This is a genomic window from Amycolatopsis sp. NPDC051903 (assembly GCF_044452505.1).
Lineage (GTDB): Bacteria > Actinomycetota > Actinomycetes > Mycobacteriales > Pseudonocardiaceae > Amycolatopsis.
The window spans coordinates 149,596-168,539 of record NZ_JBITBT010000004.1 but is presented as its reverse complement, the minus strand read 5'-3'; the positions used below and the strand labels follow the sequence as shown (position 1 = coordinate 168,539).

Below are 18,944 nucleotides of genomic sequence, written 5' to 3'. Positions count from 1 at the left end.
GCTCTCGTCCGTGTTGCTGGGTGAGAGCGGCTTGAGGAGGCACCGTGCGGAGTCAGCAGGCGGGGGACGTGGTGGCGTTCGTGCTGCCCGGCAACGTCGACGACGTCACCGAGCCCAGCGGTGGCAACACCTACGACCGCCGGATGTGCGAGAGCCTGCCGGGTGTCGGGCTGCCCGTGCTGCAGGTCGCCGTGCGCGGTTCGTGGCCCGAGCCGGGGCCGACGGGCCGCGCGCGCCTGGCGCGGGCGCTCGCGGCGCTGCCGGACCACACGACCGTGCTGGTCGACGGCCTGGTCGCGTGCGGTGTGCCCGACGTGGTGGTGCCGCACGCGCGGCGGCTGCGGCTCGGCGTGCTCGTGCACCTGCCGCTGGCCGATGAAACGGGGCTCGACCCGGTGCACGCCGCGGAGCTGGACGCGTGCGAGCGCGCGACGCTGCGGGCGGTGCGCCAGGTCGTGGCCACGAGCCCGACGGCGGCGCGCGCCCTCGTCCGGCGACACCGGCTCGCGCCGTCGACGGTGGAAGTGGTGGAGCCAGGCGTGGACCTGGCTCCGCTGGCGTCGGGGACCGACGGCGTGTCGCGGCTGCTGTGCGTGGCCGCGGTGACGCCGCGCAAGGGGCAGGACGTGCTCGTCGAAGCGCTGGCGAAGCTGCGTGACCTGCCGCTGACCGTGGACTTCGTGGGGTCGCTCACGCGCGCGCCGGAGTACGTCGACGAGCTGCGCTGGTCCGTCCGGCGGCTCGGCCTCGGTGACCGCGTGACCTTCAGCGGTCCGAAGGCCGGCGCCGAGCTCGACGCGGCCTACGACGGCGCGGACCTGGTGCTGCTGCCGTCCCACGCCGAGACCTACGGCATGGTCGTGACCGAAGCGCTGGCCCGCGGCATTCCCGTGGTGGCCAGCGACGTCGGCGGGGTGTCGGACGCGCTGGGCCGCTCGGCCGACGGCACCGCGCCCGGCCTGCTGGTCCCGTCCGGCGACGCCGGCGCGCTCGCCGCCGCACTACGCCGCTGGGCGACCGATGCCGGGCTGCGCCGAGACCTCCGCACCGCCGCGCTCGACCGCGGCAACGCCCTCGAAGAGTGGGACGGCGCCGCGCGCCGGCTCACGGAAGTCGTCGCCCGCTGGCGTTCCGTCCCGATCAAGGTGGCTTGATGCGTACGTTCTGGGTGTGGTTCCGGATCCTCGGCGGGTTCGCGATCATCGGGGTGCTCGTGTGGCGCCTCGGCAGCGGTGCCTTCCTCGACGGCCTGCGGGTGATCGGCCTCGCGCCGGTGCTCGCCGCGCTGGCGATCGGCGTGCTGACCACCGTCGTGAGCGCTTGGCGCTGGCGCGTGGTCGCCTCGCGCCTCGGCCTGCGCCTGCCGCTGCGCCGCGCGGTGGCCGACTACTACCGGGCCCAATTCCTCAACGGCGTCCTGCCCGCCGGCATCCTCGGCGACGTCCACCGCGCGGTCGAACACGGCCGCCAGTCCGGCGACGTCGCTCGCGGCGTGCGGGCGGTCGTGCTGGAACGCACCGCGGGGCAGGTCGTCGTCGTGGCCGCGGGGCTGGCCGTGCTGATCTTCCGGCCCGCGGTCCTGCCGGGCTTCGCGCACGCCGTGCTGACGGTGACCGGCGCCGCCGTGCTGGTGGTGGCCATCGCGGTCCTGACCACGGCCTCGGTGACTGGGGACCGCTGGCTGGTGAGCACGTCGAAGTGGCGGCGCGCCTTCGCGGTGTCCATGGCCGACGTGCGGGCGGGGCTGCTCGGCCTGCGCACCTGGCCGCAGGTTTCGACGCTGTCGCTGGTGGCCCTCGCGGGTCACCTCACGCTCTTCGTGGTCGCCGCCCGCGCGGCCGGCGCCACGGCGTCCCTGACGACGCTCCTGCCGCTGCTCGTGCTCGCCCTGCTGGCCATGGGCCTGCCGATCAACATCGGCGGCTTCGGTCCCCGCGAGGGCGTCGCCGCGCTGGCCTTCGCGGCCGCCGGGCTGGGCGCGCAGCAGGGCGTGACGGTCGCCGTGGTCTACGGCTTGCTCGGCCTGGTCTCCACGCTGCCCGGCGGTGCCGTGCTGCTCACCCAGTGGCTGCGGTCCTTCCGCCGCCGCCCGGTCACGGCCGCCGCGTCTTCCCTGCCGGTCGTCGACGTGGGGCTGCCGCCCGCGGCTTCGGTTCCGGTCGCCGCCGCAGCGGCTGCCTAGTTCCCGGTCGGCAGAAGCCCGGACGCGTCCGGGCTTCTGCCCTAAAGCTGCCCGACCGGCCCGCTCATCCCGCCCGCTCCGCCTGACGAAACTCTCCGCTCGACCCTCCCCCGGACACCCGTGTCCTTCGTCACAGGTAATCTTGCCTGACAAAATCCACCTGACAAAAGTACTTGACCGGCTACCTGTGGCCCGGGAAGCTGTCCCCGTCCAATCACGCCCTCGGGCGCCCAATGGAGGGAGACAGAGTGCGGATCGCGGTCGTCGGCTTGGGGGTCATGGGGCTCCCCATGTCGCTGAACCTCGTGAAAGCCGGTTTCGACGTCGTGGGGTACACGCGCACCGCCGAGAGAGGCCGGCCGCTGGCGGACGGGGGCGGTGCCCTCGCCGCGTCGCTGGCCGAAGCCGTCGCCGACGCGGACGTGGTCGTCACGGTGCTGCCGGACACGCCCGACGTCCAGGCCGTCTGCGCCGAGCTCTTCGAGCACGCGAAGGCCGGCACGGTGCTCGTCGACATGAGCACCATCCGGCCCGACGCCGCGCGGGAGCTGCACGAGCGCGCCGCCGAGGTGTCGATGCCGATGCTCGACGCGCCGGTCAGTGGCGGGGAAGCGGGAGCGAAGGAGGGCAAGCTGTCGATCATGGTCGGCGGCGCCGCCGAGACCCTCGAGCGCGTGCGGCCGGTCCTGGCGGCCATGGGCACCACGATCGTGCTCGTCGGCGGGCCCGGCAGCGGCCAGACGGTCAAGGCCGCCAACCAGTTGCTCGTCGCGGGCACGCTCCAGCTCGTCTCCGAAGCGCTGGTCTTCCTGGACACCCACGGGGTGGACCTCGAGCCCGCCGTCGACGTGCTCGGCGGCGGACTCGCGGGCAGCACGGTGCTCGCGCGCAAGGGCGAAGCGATGCTGGCGGGCAACTTCCAGCCCGGCTTCCGCGTGGACCTGCACCACAAGGACCTCGAGATCTACCGGTCGGCGGCCCGGCAGAACGGCGTGTTCTCCCCGGCCGGCGCGCTCGTGGCGGAGCTCATGGCGTCGCTGCGCGTGACCGGTTCGGGCGGGCTGGACCACTCGGCGCTGCTGACCCAGGTGGCCGCGCTGTCCGGCGTCGAGAAGTGGAGCGCCCGGTGACCGGCGAGGGAAAGCTCAGCCTGGTCGCCAACGTTTCCCTGCTCTTCGCGGAAGTCCCGTACCTGGAACGGTTCGCGCGGGCCGCGAAGGCCGGCTTCACGGCGGTCGAAACGTGGTGGCCGTGGGCCGAAGCCGTGCCCGAACCGAGCGAGGTCGACGCCTTCGTGCGCGCGCTCGACGAAGCGGGTGTGGCGCTGGCCGGGTTGAACCTCTTCGCCGGCGACATGCCCGGCGGCGAACGCGGGATCGTGTCGAACCCCGCGCGGCGCAAGGAGTTCGAGGCCAACCTCGACCTCGTCGCCGCGATCGCCGACCGCACCGGCTGCCCGGCGTTCAACGCGCTCTACGGCCAGCGCACGCCGGGCGGTGATCCGGCGCGGGAAGACGCCGTCGCGCGCGAACAGTTCGCCGCGGCGACCGGCAAGCTCGCGGGCACCGTGCTCGTCGAACCGCTGGGTCGCGGCCTCAACGGCGCGTACCCGCTCGAAACGGCGCGCGACGCCGTGCGGGTCGTCGAACAGGTCCGCGCCGACACCGGCGCGGCGAACATCGGCCTGCTCTTCGACACCTTCCACCTCGCCACGAGTGGGGAGGACCTCACGAAGGTCGTCGACGAGTACGCGGACTTCGTGGCCCACGTGCAGATCGCCGACGCGCCCGGCCGCGGCGAACCCGGCACGGGCCGGGTCGACGTGGCGGGGGTCGTGGAACGCCTGTGGCAGGCCGGTTATCGCGGCAAGGTGGCGTGCGAGTACAAGCCGACGGTCACGACGGAGGAGTCGCTCGCGTGGCTCTCGGGCGTGCCGCGGCTGGGCTGGTGACGCGGCTCAGACCGCCACGCCGGCCCGCTTCGCGGCGTCCGCGAGCAGCATGTCGCGGCAGCCGTGCAGGTCCGCCCGCATCGCCTCTTCGGCCACGGAGCTGTCGCCTTCGCGGATCGCGTCGATGATCGCGGCGTGGCGGGCGGTCAGCTCCACCAGGTCCGTGGAGGCGGTGCGGCGCACCTGCGCGATGCACAGCTGGGCCTCGCCCATCACGGTGCCGTGCATCCGCTGCAGGCGCGGGCTGCCCGCCGCCGCGACGAGCGCGCGGTGGAAGGCCACATCGGCCTCGGTGTGGTCGGAGTGCAGCGACTGCTCCGCGGCGACGCGCATCATGTTCAGTGCCTGCTGCGCGTCGCCGGGCACCGACTTCGACTCGGCGAGCGTGCGCACCGCCAGCGTCTCCACGGGCTCACGGCTGAAGTAGATGTCGCGGATGTCCTCAGTGGACAGCTGCGGCACGATCGAGCTCCGGCGCGGCCCCCGGCGCAGCAGTCCCTCGGCGCAGAGCCGGTCGAGACCGGCCTTGGCCGTCGGGCGCGCGACGTCGAAGCGGCTCGCCACCCACGCCTCCGTGAGCCGGAGTCCCGGAGCGACTTCGCCGCGGATGATCTGCGCGCGAAGCGCCTCGGCGAGCGACTCGGTCAAAGACGGTGATCCGAGTACCGACGACACCGCTGGCACCTCCTGTGGTTGATCCGTCGTGTGTCCGCCGCCCCCTGGACCGGTGCCGCAACCCCACGTCCCGGCCAGGGTGAGGCCGGGGAACGACAGCCCCTCCAGGGTAGCGGAGGCGCTGCTGCTCCGGTCGGACGAGGTACGACAAGTCCGGCCCTGCAGAAATACTTGTCAGACAAAATTGGTCAGTCAAGTACTTGACTCGACCGAATCCGGTGGGGCACTGTGAGCGCTGCTCGAAAGGCAGCTCAACAGCGCCGTTGGACTGAGGAGTCCCCATGAAGAAGCTGGTGCTCTCGCTGGCCGCAGGTGTCGCCGTGGCGACCGCACTGAGCGGCTGCTCGAACACAGACACCCCCGTCGGCTCGCCCGCCGGATCCGCCGGGCCGCAGCCGGCCGCGGCGTCGGTCGCCCCCGCCGCGGTGGACCCGGCCGTCAAGGCGCTGGTCCCCGCGGACATCGCCGCCGCGGGCACGATCAACGGCGGCGCGAACTTCCAGGCCGCCCCGATGGCCATGTACGAAACCGGCACGAAGACCCCGACCGGAGCGGTGGTGAAGCTCGTGGAGCACGCCGCCGGGATGATGGGGCTCAAGGTCGCGTGGCAGCAGGTGCTCTACCCCGACCAGCTGCCCGCGATGCAAGCCCACAAGATCGTGGTCAGCGGCTCGGCCAGCGCGGCCAACGCCGAGATCATCGCCAAGGCCAACGTCGTCGGCGCGTTCAAGAACCTGCAGGGCATCCTGGCCACGGCCGACAAGGCCTCGCAGTTCGAAACGCTCGACGCCGTGTGCGGCAAGAAGATCGGGCTCGGCAAGGCCGCCGCCGCGACCGTCGCGATCTTCAACGACATCGCCGCGCACTGCACCCAGGGCGGCAAGCCCGCCCCGCAGATGATCGGCCTGTCGGCGACGGCGGACATCGTGCTGGCCGTGCAATCCGGGCGCGTCGACGGCGGCATGATCCCCACCCCGACCGTGGTCTACACCGCGCAGCAGTCGCAGGGGAAGCTGGTGGCCACCAAGGCCAACGACGCCATCGCCGCGGAGATCGACGAAGGCGATGAAGGGTTCACCATCGCCAAGGACCAGCCGAAGCTGGCCGCCGCGTTCCAGGCCGCCGTCAACGCGATGATCAAGGACGGCAGCTACGCCAAGATCCTCACCGGCTTCGGCCTGCCGCAGAACCAGCTCGTGCCCGAAGCCACGCTCAACCACCCCACGAAGTGAGTGCCGGAATGACCACGGAAACCCACCCCGGGCCGCGGTTCACGCGGGCCGACCCGATCCCGCAGCACCACGCGGTGCGCTCGCCCGTGGGCCGGATCGTCTCGTGGCTCGCGCTGGCGATCGTGCTGCTGATCATCCTGAACACGCTGCTGCACAACGACAACATCCACCTCGACGTGATCGCCCGGTACCTGTTCGACTGGCGCATCCTCGAAGGCGTGCTCGGCGCGATCGCGCTCGCCGTGGTGTCGTTCGTGTTCGCCTCGGTGATCGGCGTGGTCGTCGGGTACGCGCGGGTCAGCCGCAACCCGGTGGCGCGCACGGCGAGCTGGCTCTACGTGTGGTTCTTCCGCAGCGTGCCGCTGATCGTGTTCATCCTGATCTTCGGCAACTTCGCGCTGTTCCTGCCGAAGCTCGGCATCGGCCTCCCGTTCACCGACGTCAGCTTCTGGTCGGTGTCCACGAACTCCGTGCTCGTGCCGATGGTCGCCGGTGGCGTGGCGCTCTCGCTGGAGCAGGGCGCCTACCTCGCGGAGATCGTGCGGGCCGGCACGCAGTCGGTGTCGGAGTCGCAGCGCGAAGCGGCGGCGGCGATGGGGCTGAGCCCGTGGCAGATCGAACGCAAGGTCGTGCTGCCGCAGGCGATCCCGGTGATGATCCCGCCCGCCGGGAGCACGTTCGTGCTGCTGCTGAAGTCGACTTCGCTCGTCTACGCCATCGCCGGTACCGAGGTGCTGGGCGTCGCCGAGCAGATCGCGTCGCAGAACCTCGCCACGATGGAGATGCTGTTCGTCGCGTCGATCTGGTACCTCGTGCTCACGAGCCTGGCCAGTCTCGGCCAGCGGTACCTCGAGCGGCGGACCAGCGCCTACCGCCGGCGCGTCCGCACCACGGACGCCGCCGTCACCGCGCAAGCCGCCACGGAAGGAGACGCCGGTGCTCGCAGCGCATGAGAAGAACACCGCGGGCGAGGCGCCCGCGAAGCCGGCCCGCCCGGACCTGCTGGAGGTCGTCGGGGTCGGCAAGAGCTACGGCGACGCGAAGATCCTCGACGGGGTCGACATCACGCTCGGCGAAGGTCAGGTCGCGTGCCTGATCGGGCCCTCCGGCTCCGGCAAGAGCACGCTCCTGCGGTGCGTCAACGGGTTGCTCACGCCCGACGACGGCCACGTGCTGCTCGACGGCGAGATCGTCGGTCGCGTGGTGCGCGGCGGCAAACTGCACGACATGCCCCGCAAGCGGCTGCTCGCCCAGCGGCGCCGCTTCGGCGTGGTGTTCCAGCACTTCGAGCTGTTCCCGCACCTCACCGCGCTGGGCAACCTCACGCTCGCGCCGCTGTTGCACGGCGAGCTCGAACGCGAGGAAGCCGAGGAGCGCGCGCTGGCGATCCTCGAGCGCGTCGGGCTGAAGCACCGTGCGCACGCCCACCCGGTGCAGCTCTCGGGCGGGCAGCAGCAGCGTGTGGCGATCGCCCGCGCGCTGATGCAGCGCCCCGACGTGATGCTGTTCGACGAACCCACCTCGGCGCTCGACCCCGAACTCGTCGGCGAGGTGCTGCGCGTGATGCGCGAGCTCGCCGCCGACGGCATGACGATGGTCGTGGTCACCCACGAGATGCGCTTCGCGCGTGAGGTGTCCGACCAGGTCGTGTTCCTGGCCGAGGGCAAGGTCGTCGAAGCCGCCCCGCCCGCCGAGTTCTTCGAGAACCCGCGCACCGAACGGGCGCGCGCCTTCCTCAGCCAGCTCTGACCCCCCGATTTCCCGATCCGCCCGACGACTGGAGACCGATGTCCGGCACGTACGACCCGTCCACCGCACCGCGCGACCTCGAGCACGTGCTCTACGAGAAGAAGGGCCACGTCGCGTACATCACGATCAACCGGCCCGAGGTGCGCAACGCGCTGCACACCTACGCCTACCGCGAACTGCGCCGCGTGTGGCTCGACATGCAGCGCGACCCGGACGTGCGCGTCGGCATCCTCACCGGCGCCGGCAAGGCGTTCTGCGCCGGGCGCGACATCAAGTTCCTCGCCGGCTACCAGGCGCGCGGCGAGCAGACGCCGCACGAGGACCCGTCGAACCCCGAGTACTTCTGGGGCGGCGGCGGGATGCCTTACGACGCCAACCTCGACAAGCCGCTGATCGCCGCGGTCAACGGGTTCGCCGTCGGCGTCGGCCTGACGCTGGTGATGCAGTGCCAGCTGCGCGTGATGGCCGACGACGCGTGGCTCGGCGACCAGCACACCAACGTCGGACGGCTCGGCTCGCCGCAGGCCAAGTTCCTGGCGCTGCCGCGCGCGACCGCCGCGTACCTGACACTGTGCAACGGCCGGCTGACCGCCGAGGACTGCTTCAGCCAGGGCATCGTGAACAAGGTCGCGCCGCAGGACGAGATCATGGCGAAGGCCGAGGAGCTCGCGGCGATGGTCGTCGCCGGTTCGCCGAGCGCCGTGCAGGCCGCGACGCGCGTGTACCGCATCGCTTCGCTCAACCCGGCGCTGGACGAGTACACGCGCCAGCTCGACCGCGACGTCGCCGCCACCGACGACTCGAAGGAAGGCAGCCGCGCGTTCGTCGAGCGCCGTTCACCCGTGTGGCAGGGCAAGTGACCCCGCTGCAGCGCCTGCTCGCGCCGCGCTCGGTCGCGGTCGTCGGCGCGAGCGACCGGCAGGGCAACCGCGGCGGCACGGCCGCGGCGCTCATGCGGAAGTTCGGCTTCGCCGGCGCGGTGTACCCCGTGCACCCCACGGCGGAGACCGTCGCCGGCTACCCGGCCGTGCGGTCCGTGGCCGAACTCCCGTCCGAAGTGGACGTCGCGATCATCGGCCTCGGCGCTGCGAACGTCGCCGGTGTCGTGCGCGAGCTGCACGACGCCGGCGTCCCGGGCGCGATCGCGTGGGCCGGCGGGTTCAGCGAGAACGGCCCGGAAGGCGAGCGCCTGCAGGCGGAACTGGCCGAGGTCGTGCGGTCGACCGGGGTGCGGCTGATCGGGCCGAACTGCCTCGGTGTGGTGAACACGGCGCTCGGCTTCACCGGCACGTTCGCCACCTGGCTGCGCGGCACCGACCGGCTGCTCACGAGCGGCCTCGCGATGGTCAGCCAGAGCGGCGGGCTCGCGGCCAACGCGCACGCGTGGTCGCAGGAGTCCGGCATCGGCTTCCGGTACATGATCAGCACCGGGAACGAGGTCGACCTCGGTGTGGTGGACCTGCTCGAGACCGTCGTCGAGGACCCGGGCACGGAGATCGTGCTGGCGTACCTGGAAGGTGTGCGCGACGGCGCGCGCTTCGCGGCGATGCTGCGCCGCGCGCGGGAGCTGGGCAAGCCGGTGCTCGTGCTGAAGGTCGGCCACTCGGCCGCGAGCGCGGCGGCCATCGCCGCGCACACCGGCGCGCTGGCGGGCGAGACGCGCGTGTGGGACGCCTTGCTGGAGGCGGAAGGCGCCGTGCAGGTGCACTCCGTGGAGCAGCTGCTCGAAACCGCCGGTTACCTGCACGGCCGGGCGGGCCTGCCGCCGCTGCGCGGGCGCCGGGTCGTGATCATGGGTCACGGCGGCGGGGCCGGGGTGCTCGCGTCGGACCAGTGCGCGCTGGCCGGGCTGGAAGTGCCGGCCCTGTCGGAGGAGACGCGGGCGGCGATCGCGCCGACGATGCCGGAGATCGCGTCGACGAAGAACCCGGTGGACCTCACGCCGGAGGCCTACGTCCAGGACAAGTGGCGCCGGCAGCTGTCGTCCACTTTGGACGCGCTGGGTCGATCGGGTGAGGGGGACGTGCTGCTGACGCAGTTCAGCGTGGGCGAGAGTGTGCACCCCCGTGACGTCGCCGGTCCGGTGATCGACCTGCACCGGCGCGGAGAGCCGGCAGTTGCCGTCTACTCGCGCGCGACCACGCCGGACGCGGCGAAGCTGTACGCCGACGCGGGGATCCACGTGTTCACCGACCAGCGCGTGGCGGTGGAGACGCTGGGGCTGCTGACGCGGCCGCTCCAGGTGGACGACGCTGTGTCGCGCGCGGTGCTGGCCGACGCGCCCGGCCTCGTGTCGCCGGTGCGCGACGCCGCGCTGCCCGCGGTGGCGAGCGGCGACGTGATCGCCGAGCACGACGTGCACCGGTTGCTGGCGGACGCCGGTTTCGACGTGCTGCGTGGCGAAACCGCGCACTCGGCCGAAGAAGCCGGGGCGCTGGCGGAGAAACTCGGCTTCCCGGTGGTGCTGAAGGCGTTGTCGCCGCAGATCACGCACCGCGCGGCGGCCGGGCTGGTGCGGCTGGGCGTCGCGGACCGCGCGACGGCGGAACAGGTGTTCCGGGAGTTCGCGGCGCGGGCGGAGGCGCTCGGCGCGGACTTGATCGGCGTGCTCGTGCAGCAGTCCGCGGCCGGTGGCACGGAACTGCTCGTGTCCGGCTTTCGCGACCCGGTGTTCGGCCCGGTGATCTCGTGCGGTGCCGGGGGAGTGGCGACCGAGCTGATCGACGACGTCAGCTTCGCGCTGGCTCCGCTCGACGAGGCCGCGGCGCTGGCGCTGCTGCGCCGCCTGCGGACCACGGGCAAGCCGAAGGGGCTGTCCCTTTCGGACGCCGGCGCGCAGGCGGTGGCGTTCCTGGTGCGGTTCGCGCGGTTCGTCGAACGGCTGCCGTGGACGGGGTTCGTGCTGGAGCTCAACCCGGTTTCGGTGACGGCGGAGCGCGCGGTCGCCCTCGACGGGCTGCTGGTCGTCAGCGACGCCGCGGAGGTGGCCCGGTGACGGACTTGCTGCTCGTCGGCGGCGAGGTCGTCGACGCGGGTGCCGGGCTGTCCGGGCGGCTCGACGTCGCGGTCACCGGCTCGGTCATCACGGCGATCGGGCCCGGCCTCGAGCGCGCCGGTGCGGGCCGGGTGGTGGACGTGACGGGCAGCCTCGTGACCGCCGGTCTCGTCGACCTGCACACGCACGTGTTCGCGCCCGGTTCGGCGCTGAGCATCGACCCGGACGTCGCCGGTGTCCTGTCGGGAGTGACGACCGTGGTCGACGCGGGCAGCTCCGGCCCGGAGAACTTCGCAGAGTTCGCCGCGCTGCTGCCCGGTGCCCGCACCGACGTCGTCCCGTTCGTCCACATCGGACGGCGAGGGCTCGCGGTCAAGCCCGATGTGACCACAGTGGACGATCTCGATCCCGACGGGGTCCGGCGCGTGCTGAGCTCGTCCGGCGGGCTGGTGCGCGGGATCAAGGTGCGCATGGTGTCGCCCGCGTTGCAGGGGCCCGGTCTGGAGATGCTGCGGACCGCGCGCACGGTGGCGCGTGAGGCGGGCGTGCCGCTGATGGTGCACGTCGGCGACATCGGCGGGCTGGCCGGCCCGGGTGTCGGTCCGGAGACGCTGGAGCTGCTGGACGCCGGTGACATCGTCACGCACGTCTTCACCGCCAACCCGGGCGGCGTGCTGGACGCCGACGGCAAGCTCCTGCCCGAAGCCCGCGCGGCCGCCGAGCGCGGCGTGCTGTTCGATTCCGCACACGGCTGCAAGAACCTGTCGTTCGACGTGGCCCGCCGCGTGCTCGACCAGGGCCTGCCGCTGCACGCCGTGAGCACCGACCTGACGCTGACCGGGCACGGTGAGATCGTCTTCAGCCTCACCGAGGTGCTGAGCCGTTACCTCGCCCTCGGGTTCACCGTGCCGGAGGTGCTCACGATGGCCACCGCGGGCCCCGCCGCGGCCGCCGGCATCGCGGACCGCGCCGGCCGCCTGGCCGTCGGCCGCCCCGCCGACCTGTCGGTCCTCTCCCTGGCCACCGGCGACTGGTCGGTGTCCGACTCGACGGGCGCTTCGCTGCGGCTGGACCGGGCGTTCGTGCCGGTGCTGACGGTGCGCGCGGGTGCAGTGGTGGAGCCGGGTGAGCCGCCGCATCCGTGGGGTTGGGAGCCGACTTCGGTGGAGGCTTCGGCGTGTTGTTGAGCCGGCGGGGTTTTCTCGCTGGTGCTGGTGGCGCGCGTGGCTGTTCGGGTCTGTCGGGGTCTTGGGCGCTTCCGCGGCTGAGCCTTCGTGCGGGTAGCTGCGGGTGTGGTGGTGGAGCGGGGTGCGCCGCCGCACTCGCGGGGCAGGTAGCCGGCTCCTGGCCAGGTGCCGGCGCGGGTTGATCCAGCCGGGTTTTCGCCGGTGCTGGTGGTGCGCGGGCCTGTTCGGGTCTTGGGCACTTCCGCGCGTAAGCCTTCATGCGGGTAGTTGCGGTGTGGTGGTGGAGCCGGGTGAGCGGCCGCATCCGTGGGGTTGGGAGCCGACTTCGGCGGAGGCTTCGGCGTGTTGTTGAGCCGGCGGGGCATTCTCGCTGGTGCTGGTGGGGTTCGGGTCTTGGGCGCTTCCGCGGCTGAGCCTTCAGGCGGGCGCTTGCGTGTGAGCGGGTGTGGTGGACCGGGCGGTCCGCACCCGCGGGGCAGGTAGCCGGCTCCTGGCCAGTGCCGGCGCGGGTTGATCCGGTCGGGTTTTCTCGTCGGGCGTTGGTGGTGCGCGGGCCGATCCGGCTCCTGGGCACTTCCGCGCCTGAGCCTTTGTGCGGGTGTAGTGGTCGAGCCGCACCCGCGGGGCAGGTAGCCGGTAGCTGCGCAGGGCTGGTCCGGCCAGGCTGTTGCCACTCGGACGGCGCGGAGGCCGGTTCAGCCGAGCCGGGCTTCGGCGCGGGTCGGCTGGAAGAGTTCGACCGGGTTGCCCGCCGGGTCGTCGACGAGGGCCTGGCGGCCGCCGATGCCTTCGATGATTTCGCTGCGGAAGGGCACGCCGTCGGCGCGCAGGCGGGCGACCACGGTGTCGAGGTCGTCGACCTGGAGGGCGAAGCGGTTCCAGCCGCCGGGTTCGGGGACGCGGCCGTCGGGCATCGCCTGGCCGCCGCCGGGGCCGCCGCCCGGGGCGCTGAGCGCGAGGCGCAGGTCGCCGCGGGCGAGCATCGCGAAGGCCGGGGCGGGGTGCATCACCTCGGTGAACCCGAGGTGGTCGCGGTAGAACGCGATCGCGGCGTCGACGTCGTCGACGATGTAGCGGACGCTGACTGTGGCCATGGCCGCCTCCCGGCCTGCCACCTTACGCCGCGAAGGGTCACGCACGGCCGAATCTCGCGCCCCATTCGCGCACCCGGTCGCGCAGCTGCGCGGGCTCGACGATGTGGAAGTCGGCGTCGACGGCGCCGAGCGCGAACGTGGGCCACTCCAGCGCGTCGGCGGTCATCAGCACGCGGCAGCGGCCCGGGCCGAGCTCTTCGACCGTGGTCCACTGCCCGATCCGCTGCTGCACGACGGCGGCCGGGGCCTCGACGACGGCCTCGACCCGGTACGGCCGCGGCACGGTGACCAGGCGGGCGCGGACGAACTCGGCGGCGTCGTCGGCGGGCAGCTCGCGCGGGCGGAAGCGGGCGCCCGTGCCCTCCGGGCCGGTGATCCGGTCGACGCGGAAGCTGCGCCAGTCGTGGCGCTCCAGGTCGTAGGCGACGAGGTACCAGCGGCGGCCCACCGGCACGAGCCGCAGCGGCTCGACGTGCCGCCGCGTGGCCGCGCCGCCGGCGGCGACGTACGCGAAGCGCAGCCGTTCGCTGTCCCGGCAGGCGAGCGCGACCGCCGTCAGCACGCCCGGATCGACGTCGGCGCCGGTGGTGCCGTTCCAGCTGAACGGCACGGTCATGGCGCGCAACGCGTCGACGCGCCGGCGCAGCCGGGCCGGCATCACCTGCACGACCTTCGCCAGAACCCGCAGCGACGACTCCGCGATGCCCTCGACCGAACTCTGCGCCGCGGCCTGCAGCCCGACCGCGAGCGCGACGGCCTCTTCGTCGTCCACGACCAGCGGCGGCAGCGCGGCGCCCGGCGCGAGCTGGTACCCGCCGTCGACGCCGCGCTGCGCGTCCACGGGGTAGCCGAGCTCGCGCAGGCGGTCGACGTCGCGGCGCAGCGTGCGGATCGACACGCCCAGCTTCTCGGCGAGTTCGGCACCGGGCCAGTAGCGGTGGGTCTGCAGCAGCGAGAGCAGACGCAGTGTTCGCGAACTCGTGTTGGCCATGGACCCAGATTCTTCCCTATAACGGCCAGAAAGTGGCCTGAATAGGGTTTACCTTGGGTTTTACCAGCCGAAGACGAAAGGACGAAGCCGTGAACGAGACCCTCACCGCCGACGTGACCACCGGCGAACGCGCGGACCTGCTGGCGATGCTCGCGAAGCACCGGCACTTCCTGCGCTTCACCACCCGCGACCTGACCGACGAGCAGGCCGGCCGGCGGACCACCGCGAGCGAACTGTGCCTCGGCGGCCTGATCAAGCACGTGGCCTCGGTGGAACGCGGCTGGGCCGGCTTCATCGTCGACGGCCCCTCCGCCATGGGCGACTTCGACTCCATGACCGAGGCCGACTTCGCCCAGCGCGCGGACGAATTCCGCATGCTCCCGGACGAGACGCTGGAGGGCATCCTCGCCGACTACGCCGCCGTCGCCCGCCGCACGGACGAGCTCGTCGCGACCCTGCCGGACCTCTCCGCCACCCAGCCGCTGCCCAAGGCCCCCTGGTTCGAACCCGGCGGCGCCTGGTCGGCCCGCCGGGTGTTCATGCACATCATCGCGGAGACCGCCCAGCACTCCGGCCACGCCGACATCATCCGCGAGTCCCTCGACGGCGCGAAGAGCATGGGCTGACGCGGGGTGGCGGACACCTCGGCGCGCGGCCGGGGTGTCCACAATGGCCGCCGGGGCCGGCCCGCCGAGGTCTGCGGGCGACGCGGTTTGGCCGTGGCGTGCCAGGGTCGAACGATCCGGAGGTGGCCTGGTTTCCGGGGTTCGCGGGTCTGCCGAGCGAGTCGCTCGACACTGCGCAGCTGCGCGGGCTGACACGCGGCGGCGGTGACCGGCCGACCTACGGAGCGCGGTGGCATTTCGGGCTTGGTACTGGGGCGCCCCGCTCGAACGACTCGGACCAGGCCGGGTTTCGAGGGTCTGCGGAACGCGCCGCTCGACTCTCCGGAGCGCGTGGGCTGACGTGCACCTACCGCGTCCGGTGGCCTTGAGGACTTGGTACTGGGGTAGCGGGCTCGGAGGACTCGGAGGTGACCGGGTTTTGCGGGTCTGCCGAATGCGCCTCTCGACACGGCGAAGGGCGTGCCCGGGGGGCGGCGGCGGTGGGAAGAGTCGGTCGGCTTACGGAATCTGGCGGCATGGGGGCTTGGCGGTGGGGTCGCGGGCTCGAAGATCTCGGAGGAGGCCGGGTTTCGGGGGTCTGCGGAACGCGCCGCTCGACTCTGCGGAGCGCGTGAGGTGACGTGCGGCGGCGGTGCGAAGGGTTGTCCTGCCTACCGAGTCCGGTGGCAGTGAGGCTTTGGCGCAGGGCCACCGGGCTCGAACGGCTCGGAAGTGGTTTCCCGGCACCGCCCGGAAGCCGCGAGCCGCCGGCTGATGTCCGGTGGCGGACACCTCGGCACGCGGCCGAAGTGTCCACAGTGGATCAACCCACCGCAGCAGCTGTCCGGTAAGCGAAGGCGATGATCGGGCCCAGGGTGGCGCCGCCGGCCCAGTAGGCGCGGCCGGAGGCCGAGGCGACGCAGTTGCCGACCCCGTGGAGGCCCGGGATGGGGGCGCCGAGGTCGTCGAGGACGTGGCCGTCGGGGTCGGTGCGGGGGCCGCCCTTGGTGTCGAGGACGCCGCCGGTGACGAGGGCCGCGTAGTAGGGGCCGGTGGAGCTCAGCGGCCACATCGTGGGGTTGGTGCGGCCCGGTTCGTCCTTGACCGGGCCGTTGAACACGAGCTGGATGGCTGTCTCGCCGCGGGCGAAGTCCTCGTCGCGGCCGTTGGCGGCGAAGCGGTTGAACCGCGAGATCGTCGAGGGCAGGTTGGCGGCGAAGTCGTCGGCGAGGGTGAAGCCGCCGGTTCGCGCGCGCAGGCCGGCGAGGCGCTCGCGGATCTTCGCGGTGAGTTCGCCGAGGGTCGCGGCCTTCAGGACGTGGCTGTCGTCGCTGCCGGGCGGCACGATGAGGCGGCCGTACTCGGTGCTGGCGGAGTGGTCCTGGCTGCGCTGGTCCCACAGCTGCACGAGCACGAGGTTCGGGTAGTCGCCCGTCGCGGGGTCCCAGTGGAAGAACGTGCGCGCCGACTCGTTGTAGGGCAGCTTCTCGTTGGCCACGCGCCGGCCGTGGCGGTTGACCAGGATCATCGAGTCGCCGGCCACGGAGAACATGCCGACCAGGTCGGCGCGCCCCGCACCCTCCAGCGGCACCGGGCACATCCACGCGTGGTTCATCGTGCCCAGCTGAGCGCCGGTCGACGACGCGATGCGCAGGAAGTCACCTTCGTTGGTCAGAACCGCACATCCCGGGTACGCGGGCACACCGAGATGGTTGCGCCGCAGCTCGTCGTCGTGGGAGAAACCGCCCGTCGCGAACACGACACCTTTCCGTGCGAGAACGCGCACGGTCTGTCCGGAAGCGGTCGTGGCCTCGACCCCGGCAACCCGCCCGCCCTCGACGATCAGCCGCTGGACCCGGTGGCCCGTTCGCACGTGAACACCGTCGCGCGCAGCAGCGGCGGACAGCTGCGCGACGGCGACCTCACCACCGTCGGACATCGACTCCCGCGCGCCGGCGGGCACCAGCACCCGGCCCTTCTTCGCCTTGTCCTCCGGCAGTTCCGACCAGTAGTCGGGCACGTCCGGGCAGTGGCGGTAGGTCAGCGCGCCACGCTCGGCCAGCAGCTCGGCCGCCGGGCTCGCGCTGTCGTAGAACGCCCGCGCCATCGCGGCTTCCCAGTCGGACAGCCCGGCCGTCGGGCTCTCCGGATCGAACCGGGTCGGCTGCGAAAGGCGCGCGACGTAGCGCAGGAAATCCTCGAACCGGTCCTCGATGCCGAGCGCGCGCATCGGCTCGTTGTTCGGCACCCAATACCAGAACGCGGCCTTGCGGATCGTCCCGCCGAGCTCCGGCGCCTTCTCCAGCAGCACCACGTCGTTGCCGCGCCACCGGCTGAACAGGGCGGTCGGCAGGCCGGCCCCGCCACCGCCGACCACGACCACGTCGGTCTCGACGTCGCCGGCCGAAAGCGGCACGGGCCGGGCGCTTTCGCGCGGTGCGACAGCGGCAACAGCACCTGAATCCGTCATGCGGCCACCTTGCGGTCCTCCGGCCGCGCGCGGTTGTCTCACAATGAGACAGCCCGCAGACCCGGATCGTGGTCCACGATGGACCCGGCACCGGTCCGGTGAACACAACGGAGTGACGGCGGATGGCCTACGAGATCGAGACGCGCGACGGCCTGGCCCGCCTGCGCCGGGCCCGGGAGCTCTTCCTGACCGAACGGCGGGTGCCCCACGACCTGCCGGAGTGGCTGTCCGCCGCGTGGCGCCGTTCGTGTTTCGGCGAGCTGGACGTCACGCGCGAATACGTGCCCGCCGCGCCCGTGTCGCAGGAAACCCCGCTGGCGCGGGCCGCGGCCCCGGTGCTGACGAAGCTCGCCGGTGACCTCGCCGGCCTCGGTGCCGCCGTGGTGCTCAGCGACCGCCACGCGCGCGTCGTCGGCTGCTGGGCCGACGGCGAGGACGTGGGCGCGCACCTCGACCGCATCGACACCCGCCCGGGCGCGGACCTGTCGGAGAGTTCCACCGGCACCAACGGGATCAGCCACGTCCTCGACACCGGCGGTCCCTTCGTGATCGGCGGTCCCGAGCACATCTTCGGGCTGTACCAGCACACGGTCTGCGCGGGCGCGCCGGTCACGGATCCGGTGACGCGCAAGCTGAGCGGCGCCGTGGCGGTCGTGTGCGAGCTCGGTTCGCCGTTGCGCGTGCTCCACGCCGTGGCGATGACGGCGACCGCCGCGATCGAACGCGAACTGCTGCACGCCGCGTCGGCGCACGAACACCGCCTCCTGGAGGCCTACTTGCGAGCGGGACCGGGACGGTTCCCGATCGCCGTGCTGGACGGCCGGACCCGGCTCGTGAGCGACGCCGCCGCGAGCCTGCTGCGCCCGCGTGACATCGAAACCCTCGAGTCGTACGCGATCGAGGCCGCGCGCGACGGCGGCCTCCGCACCCGTGAACTGATCCTCGACGACGGCGTCAAAGTCCGGCTGCGGCACGCGCTGCCCGGCGACGCCGCCGGCCTGCTGGTCGTCGCCGAGCCGCCGCGCGCCGGTGCGCCGCGGCGGCACGACCGGCTCTCGCTCTTCGCCGGCGCCGGGCTCGTGGGCGGTTCGCCGGCCTGGCGTTCGCTGGAGCGGTCCGTGGTCCGGGCCGGCCAAAGGCCGCTGCTGCTCCTCGGCGAACCCGGCGCGGGCAAGGCCGAAGTGGCCCGCGCGGTGCTCGGCGAGCCCCTCGTCCTGACGGCGGCGGACGACGACGCGTGGCTCACCGAGGTCGAGGCCGCCCTGGCAGCTCCCGCGGTGCTCCTGCGCCACGTCGAACGCCTGCACCGAGAACGCGCCGCCCGGCTCGCCGCGCTCCTGGCCACCGGCCACTCCGCCCGCGTGGTCGCGACGTTCACGACCGGCGCCGGCTGCGCGGAGGTGCTGCGCATCGGCTGGTCGCCGGTCGAGATCCTCGTGCCGAGCCTGCGCGAGCGGACGGCCGACATCCCGGCGCTCGCCCAGCGCTTCGCCGAGGGCGCGCACTTCACCCAGGACGCGCGCGCGACCCTGCAGCGCCACGACTGGCCCGGCAACCTCGTGGAGCTCAAGGCCGCCGTCACCGCGGCGCGCGAGGAGGCAGCGGGCCCGACGATCAGCGCGCGCCACTTGCCGGGCCGCCTGCGGTCCTCGCCCGCGCACCCCCGCCTGACGGAGCTGGAGAAGGCCGAGCGCCAGGCCATCGCCGACGCGTTGCGCACGGCCGCCGGAAACCGCGTGCGGGCCGCCGCCCTGCTCGGCATCGGCCGGGCGACGCTCTACCGCAAGCTGCGACGGTACGGCCTGGCGTAGCG

General features: G+C 72.8%; 16 protein-coding genes. 12 read left to right on the top strand and 4 right to left on the bottom strand.

Annotated elements, in window-relative coordinates; genetic code table 11:
• Positions 1-44: 44 nt before the first annotated feature.
• The 4 genes from ACIA77_RS11830 (at position 45) to ACIA77_RS11815 (ending at position 4,133) form a co-directional block, all read left to right on the top strand.
• Positions 45-1,154, top strand: coding sequence for a glycosyltransferase family 4 protein (locus tag ACIA77_RS11830; RefSeq protein WP_395885810.1), 1,110 nt, complete (start codon positions 45-47; stop codon positions 1,152-1,154).
• Positions 1,154-2,182: a lysylphosphatidylglycerol synthase transmembrane domain-containing protein gene (locus ACIA77_RS11825; RefSeq protein ID WP_395885809.1), complete on the top strand. Its 1,029-nt coding sequence runs from the start codon at positions 1,154-1,156 to the stop codon at positions 2,180-2,182. Before ACIA77_RS11830 ends, ACIA77_RS11825 begins: the two co-directional genes overlap by 1 nt.
• A 233-nt stretch (positions 2,183-2,415) precedes the next feature.
• A complete protein-coding gene (locus ACIA77_RS11820; protein WP_395885808.1) occupies positions 2,416-3,312 on the top strand; it encodes an NAD(P)-dependent oxidoreductase in 897 nt (298 codons plus the stop codon).
• A complete protein-coding gene (locus ACIA77_RS11815) occupies positions 3,309-4,133 on the top strand; it encodes a hydroxypyruvate isomerase family protein (RefSeq protein ID WP_395885807.1) in 825 nt (274 codons plus the stop codon). The genes ACIA77_RS11820 and ACIA77_RS11815 overlap by 4 nt, the downstream gene beginning before the upstream one ends.
• Positions 4,134-4,139: 6 nt before the next feature.
• Here the strand turns inward: ACIA77_RS11815 and ACIA77_RS11810 are convergent, their stop codons facing one another.
• A complete protein-coding gene (locus tag ACIA77_RS11810) occupies positions 4,140-4,808 on the bottom strand; it encodes a GntR family transcriptional regulator (RefSeq protein ID WP_395885806.1) in 669 nt (222 codons plus the stop codon).
• Between the two features lie 281 nt (positions 4,809-5,089).
• On the opposite strand from ACIA77_RS11810, the gene ACIA77_RS11805 reads away from it, so the two are divergent.
• Genes ACIA77_RS11805 through ACIA77_RS11780 form a run of 6 tightly spaced genes read left to right on the top strand, consistent with a single transcriptional unit; the run spans position 5,090 to position 11,971 of the window.
• Positions 5,090-6,040 carry a transporter substrate-binding domain-containing protein gene (locus tag ACIA77_RS11805; protein WP_395885805.1) on the top strand — a complete coding sequence of 317 codons (951 nt, stop codon included), beginning with the start codon at positions 5,090-5,092 and terminating at the stop codon, positions 6,038-6,040.
• An 8-nt stretch (positions 6,041-6,048) separates the two neighbouring features.
• Positions 6,049-6,993 (top strand): amino acid ABC transporter permease, encoded by a 945-nt coding sequence (locus ACIA77_RS11800; protein ID WP_395885804.1) that lies wholly within the window; start codon positions 6,049-6,051, stop codon positions 6,991-6,993.
• A 46-nt stretch (positions 6,994-7,039) separates the two neighbouring features.
• On the top strand, positions 7,040-7,789 hold the full coding sequence (locus tag ACIA77_RS11795; RefSeq protein WP_395886197.1) for an amino acid ABC transporter ATP-binding protein: 750 nt from the start codon (positions 7,040-7,042) through the stop codon (positions 7,787-7,789).
• A gap of 38 nt (positions 7,790-7,827) precedes the next feature.
• On the top strand, positions 7,828-8,649 hold the full coding sequence (locus ACIA77_RS11790) for an enoyl-CoA hydratase/isomerase family protein (RefSeq protein ID WP_395885803.1): 822 nt from the start codon (positions 7,828-7,830) through the stop codon (positions 8,647-8,649).
• Positions 8,646-10,784, top strand: coding sequence for an acetate--CoA ligase family protein (locus ACIA77_RS11785; RefSeq protein ID WP_395885802.1), 2,139 nt, complete (start codon positions 8,646-8,648; stop codon positions 10,782-10,784). The genes ACIA77_RS11790 and ACIA77_RS11785 overlap by 4 nt, the downstream gene beginning before the upstream one ends.
• A complete protein-coding gene (locus ACIA77_RS11780) occupies positions 10,781-11,971 on the top strand; it encodes an amidohydrolase family protein (protein ID WP_395885801.1) in 1,191 nt (396 codons plus the stop codon). Before ACIA77_RS11785 ends, ACIA77_RS11780 begins: the two co-directional genes overlap by 4 nt.
• Before the next feature lie 695 nt (positions 11,972-12,666).
• Here the strand turns inward: ACIA77_RS11780 and ACIA77_RS11775 are convergent.
• Entirely contained in the window at positions 12,667-13,065 is a 399-nt protein-coding gene (locus ACIA77_RS11775) for a VOC family protein (RefSeq protein ID WP_395885800.1), read from the bottom strand.
• Between the two features lie 37 nt (positions 13,066-13,102).
• Complete coding sequence (locus ACIA77_RS11770) at positions 13,103-14,056, bottom strand: helix-turn-helix transcriptional regulator (RefSeq protein WP_395885799.1); 954 nt, start codon at positions 14,054-14,056, stop codon at positions 13,103-13,105.
• Positions 14,057-14,202: 146 nt separating this feature from the next.
• Between ACIA77_RS11770 and ACIA77_RS11765 the strand changes: the two genes are divergently transcribed.
• Complete coding sequence (locus ACIA77_RS11765; RefSeq protein WP_395886196.1) at positions 14,203-14,682, top strand: DinB family protein; 480 nt, start codon at positions 14,203-14,205, stop codon at positions 14,680-14,682.
• Between the two features lie 802 nt (positions 14,683-15,484).
• On the opposite strand, the gene ACIA77_RS11760 is transcribed toward ACIA77_RS11765, so the two are convergent.
• The gene (locus ACIA77_RS11760) at positions 15,485-17,131 is read right to left on the bottom strand and encodes an FAD-dependent oxidoreductase (protein ID WP_395885798.1); all 1,647 of its coding nucleotides are present in this window, start codon (positions 17,129-17,131) and stop codon (positions 15,485-15,487) included.
• Between the two features lie 122 nt (positions 17,132-17,253).
• Here ACIA77_RS11760 and ACIA77_RS11755 point away from each other — a divergent pair, with 122 nt between their 5' ends.
• Entirely contained in the window at positions 17,254-18,942 is a 1,689-nt protein-coding gene (locus tag ACIA77_RS11755) for a sigma-54-dependent Fis family transcriptional regulator (RefSeq protein ID WP_395885797.1), read from the top strand.
• Positions 18,943-18,944: the final 2 nt, after the last annotated feature.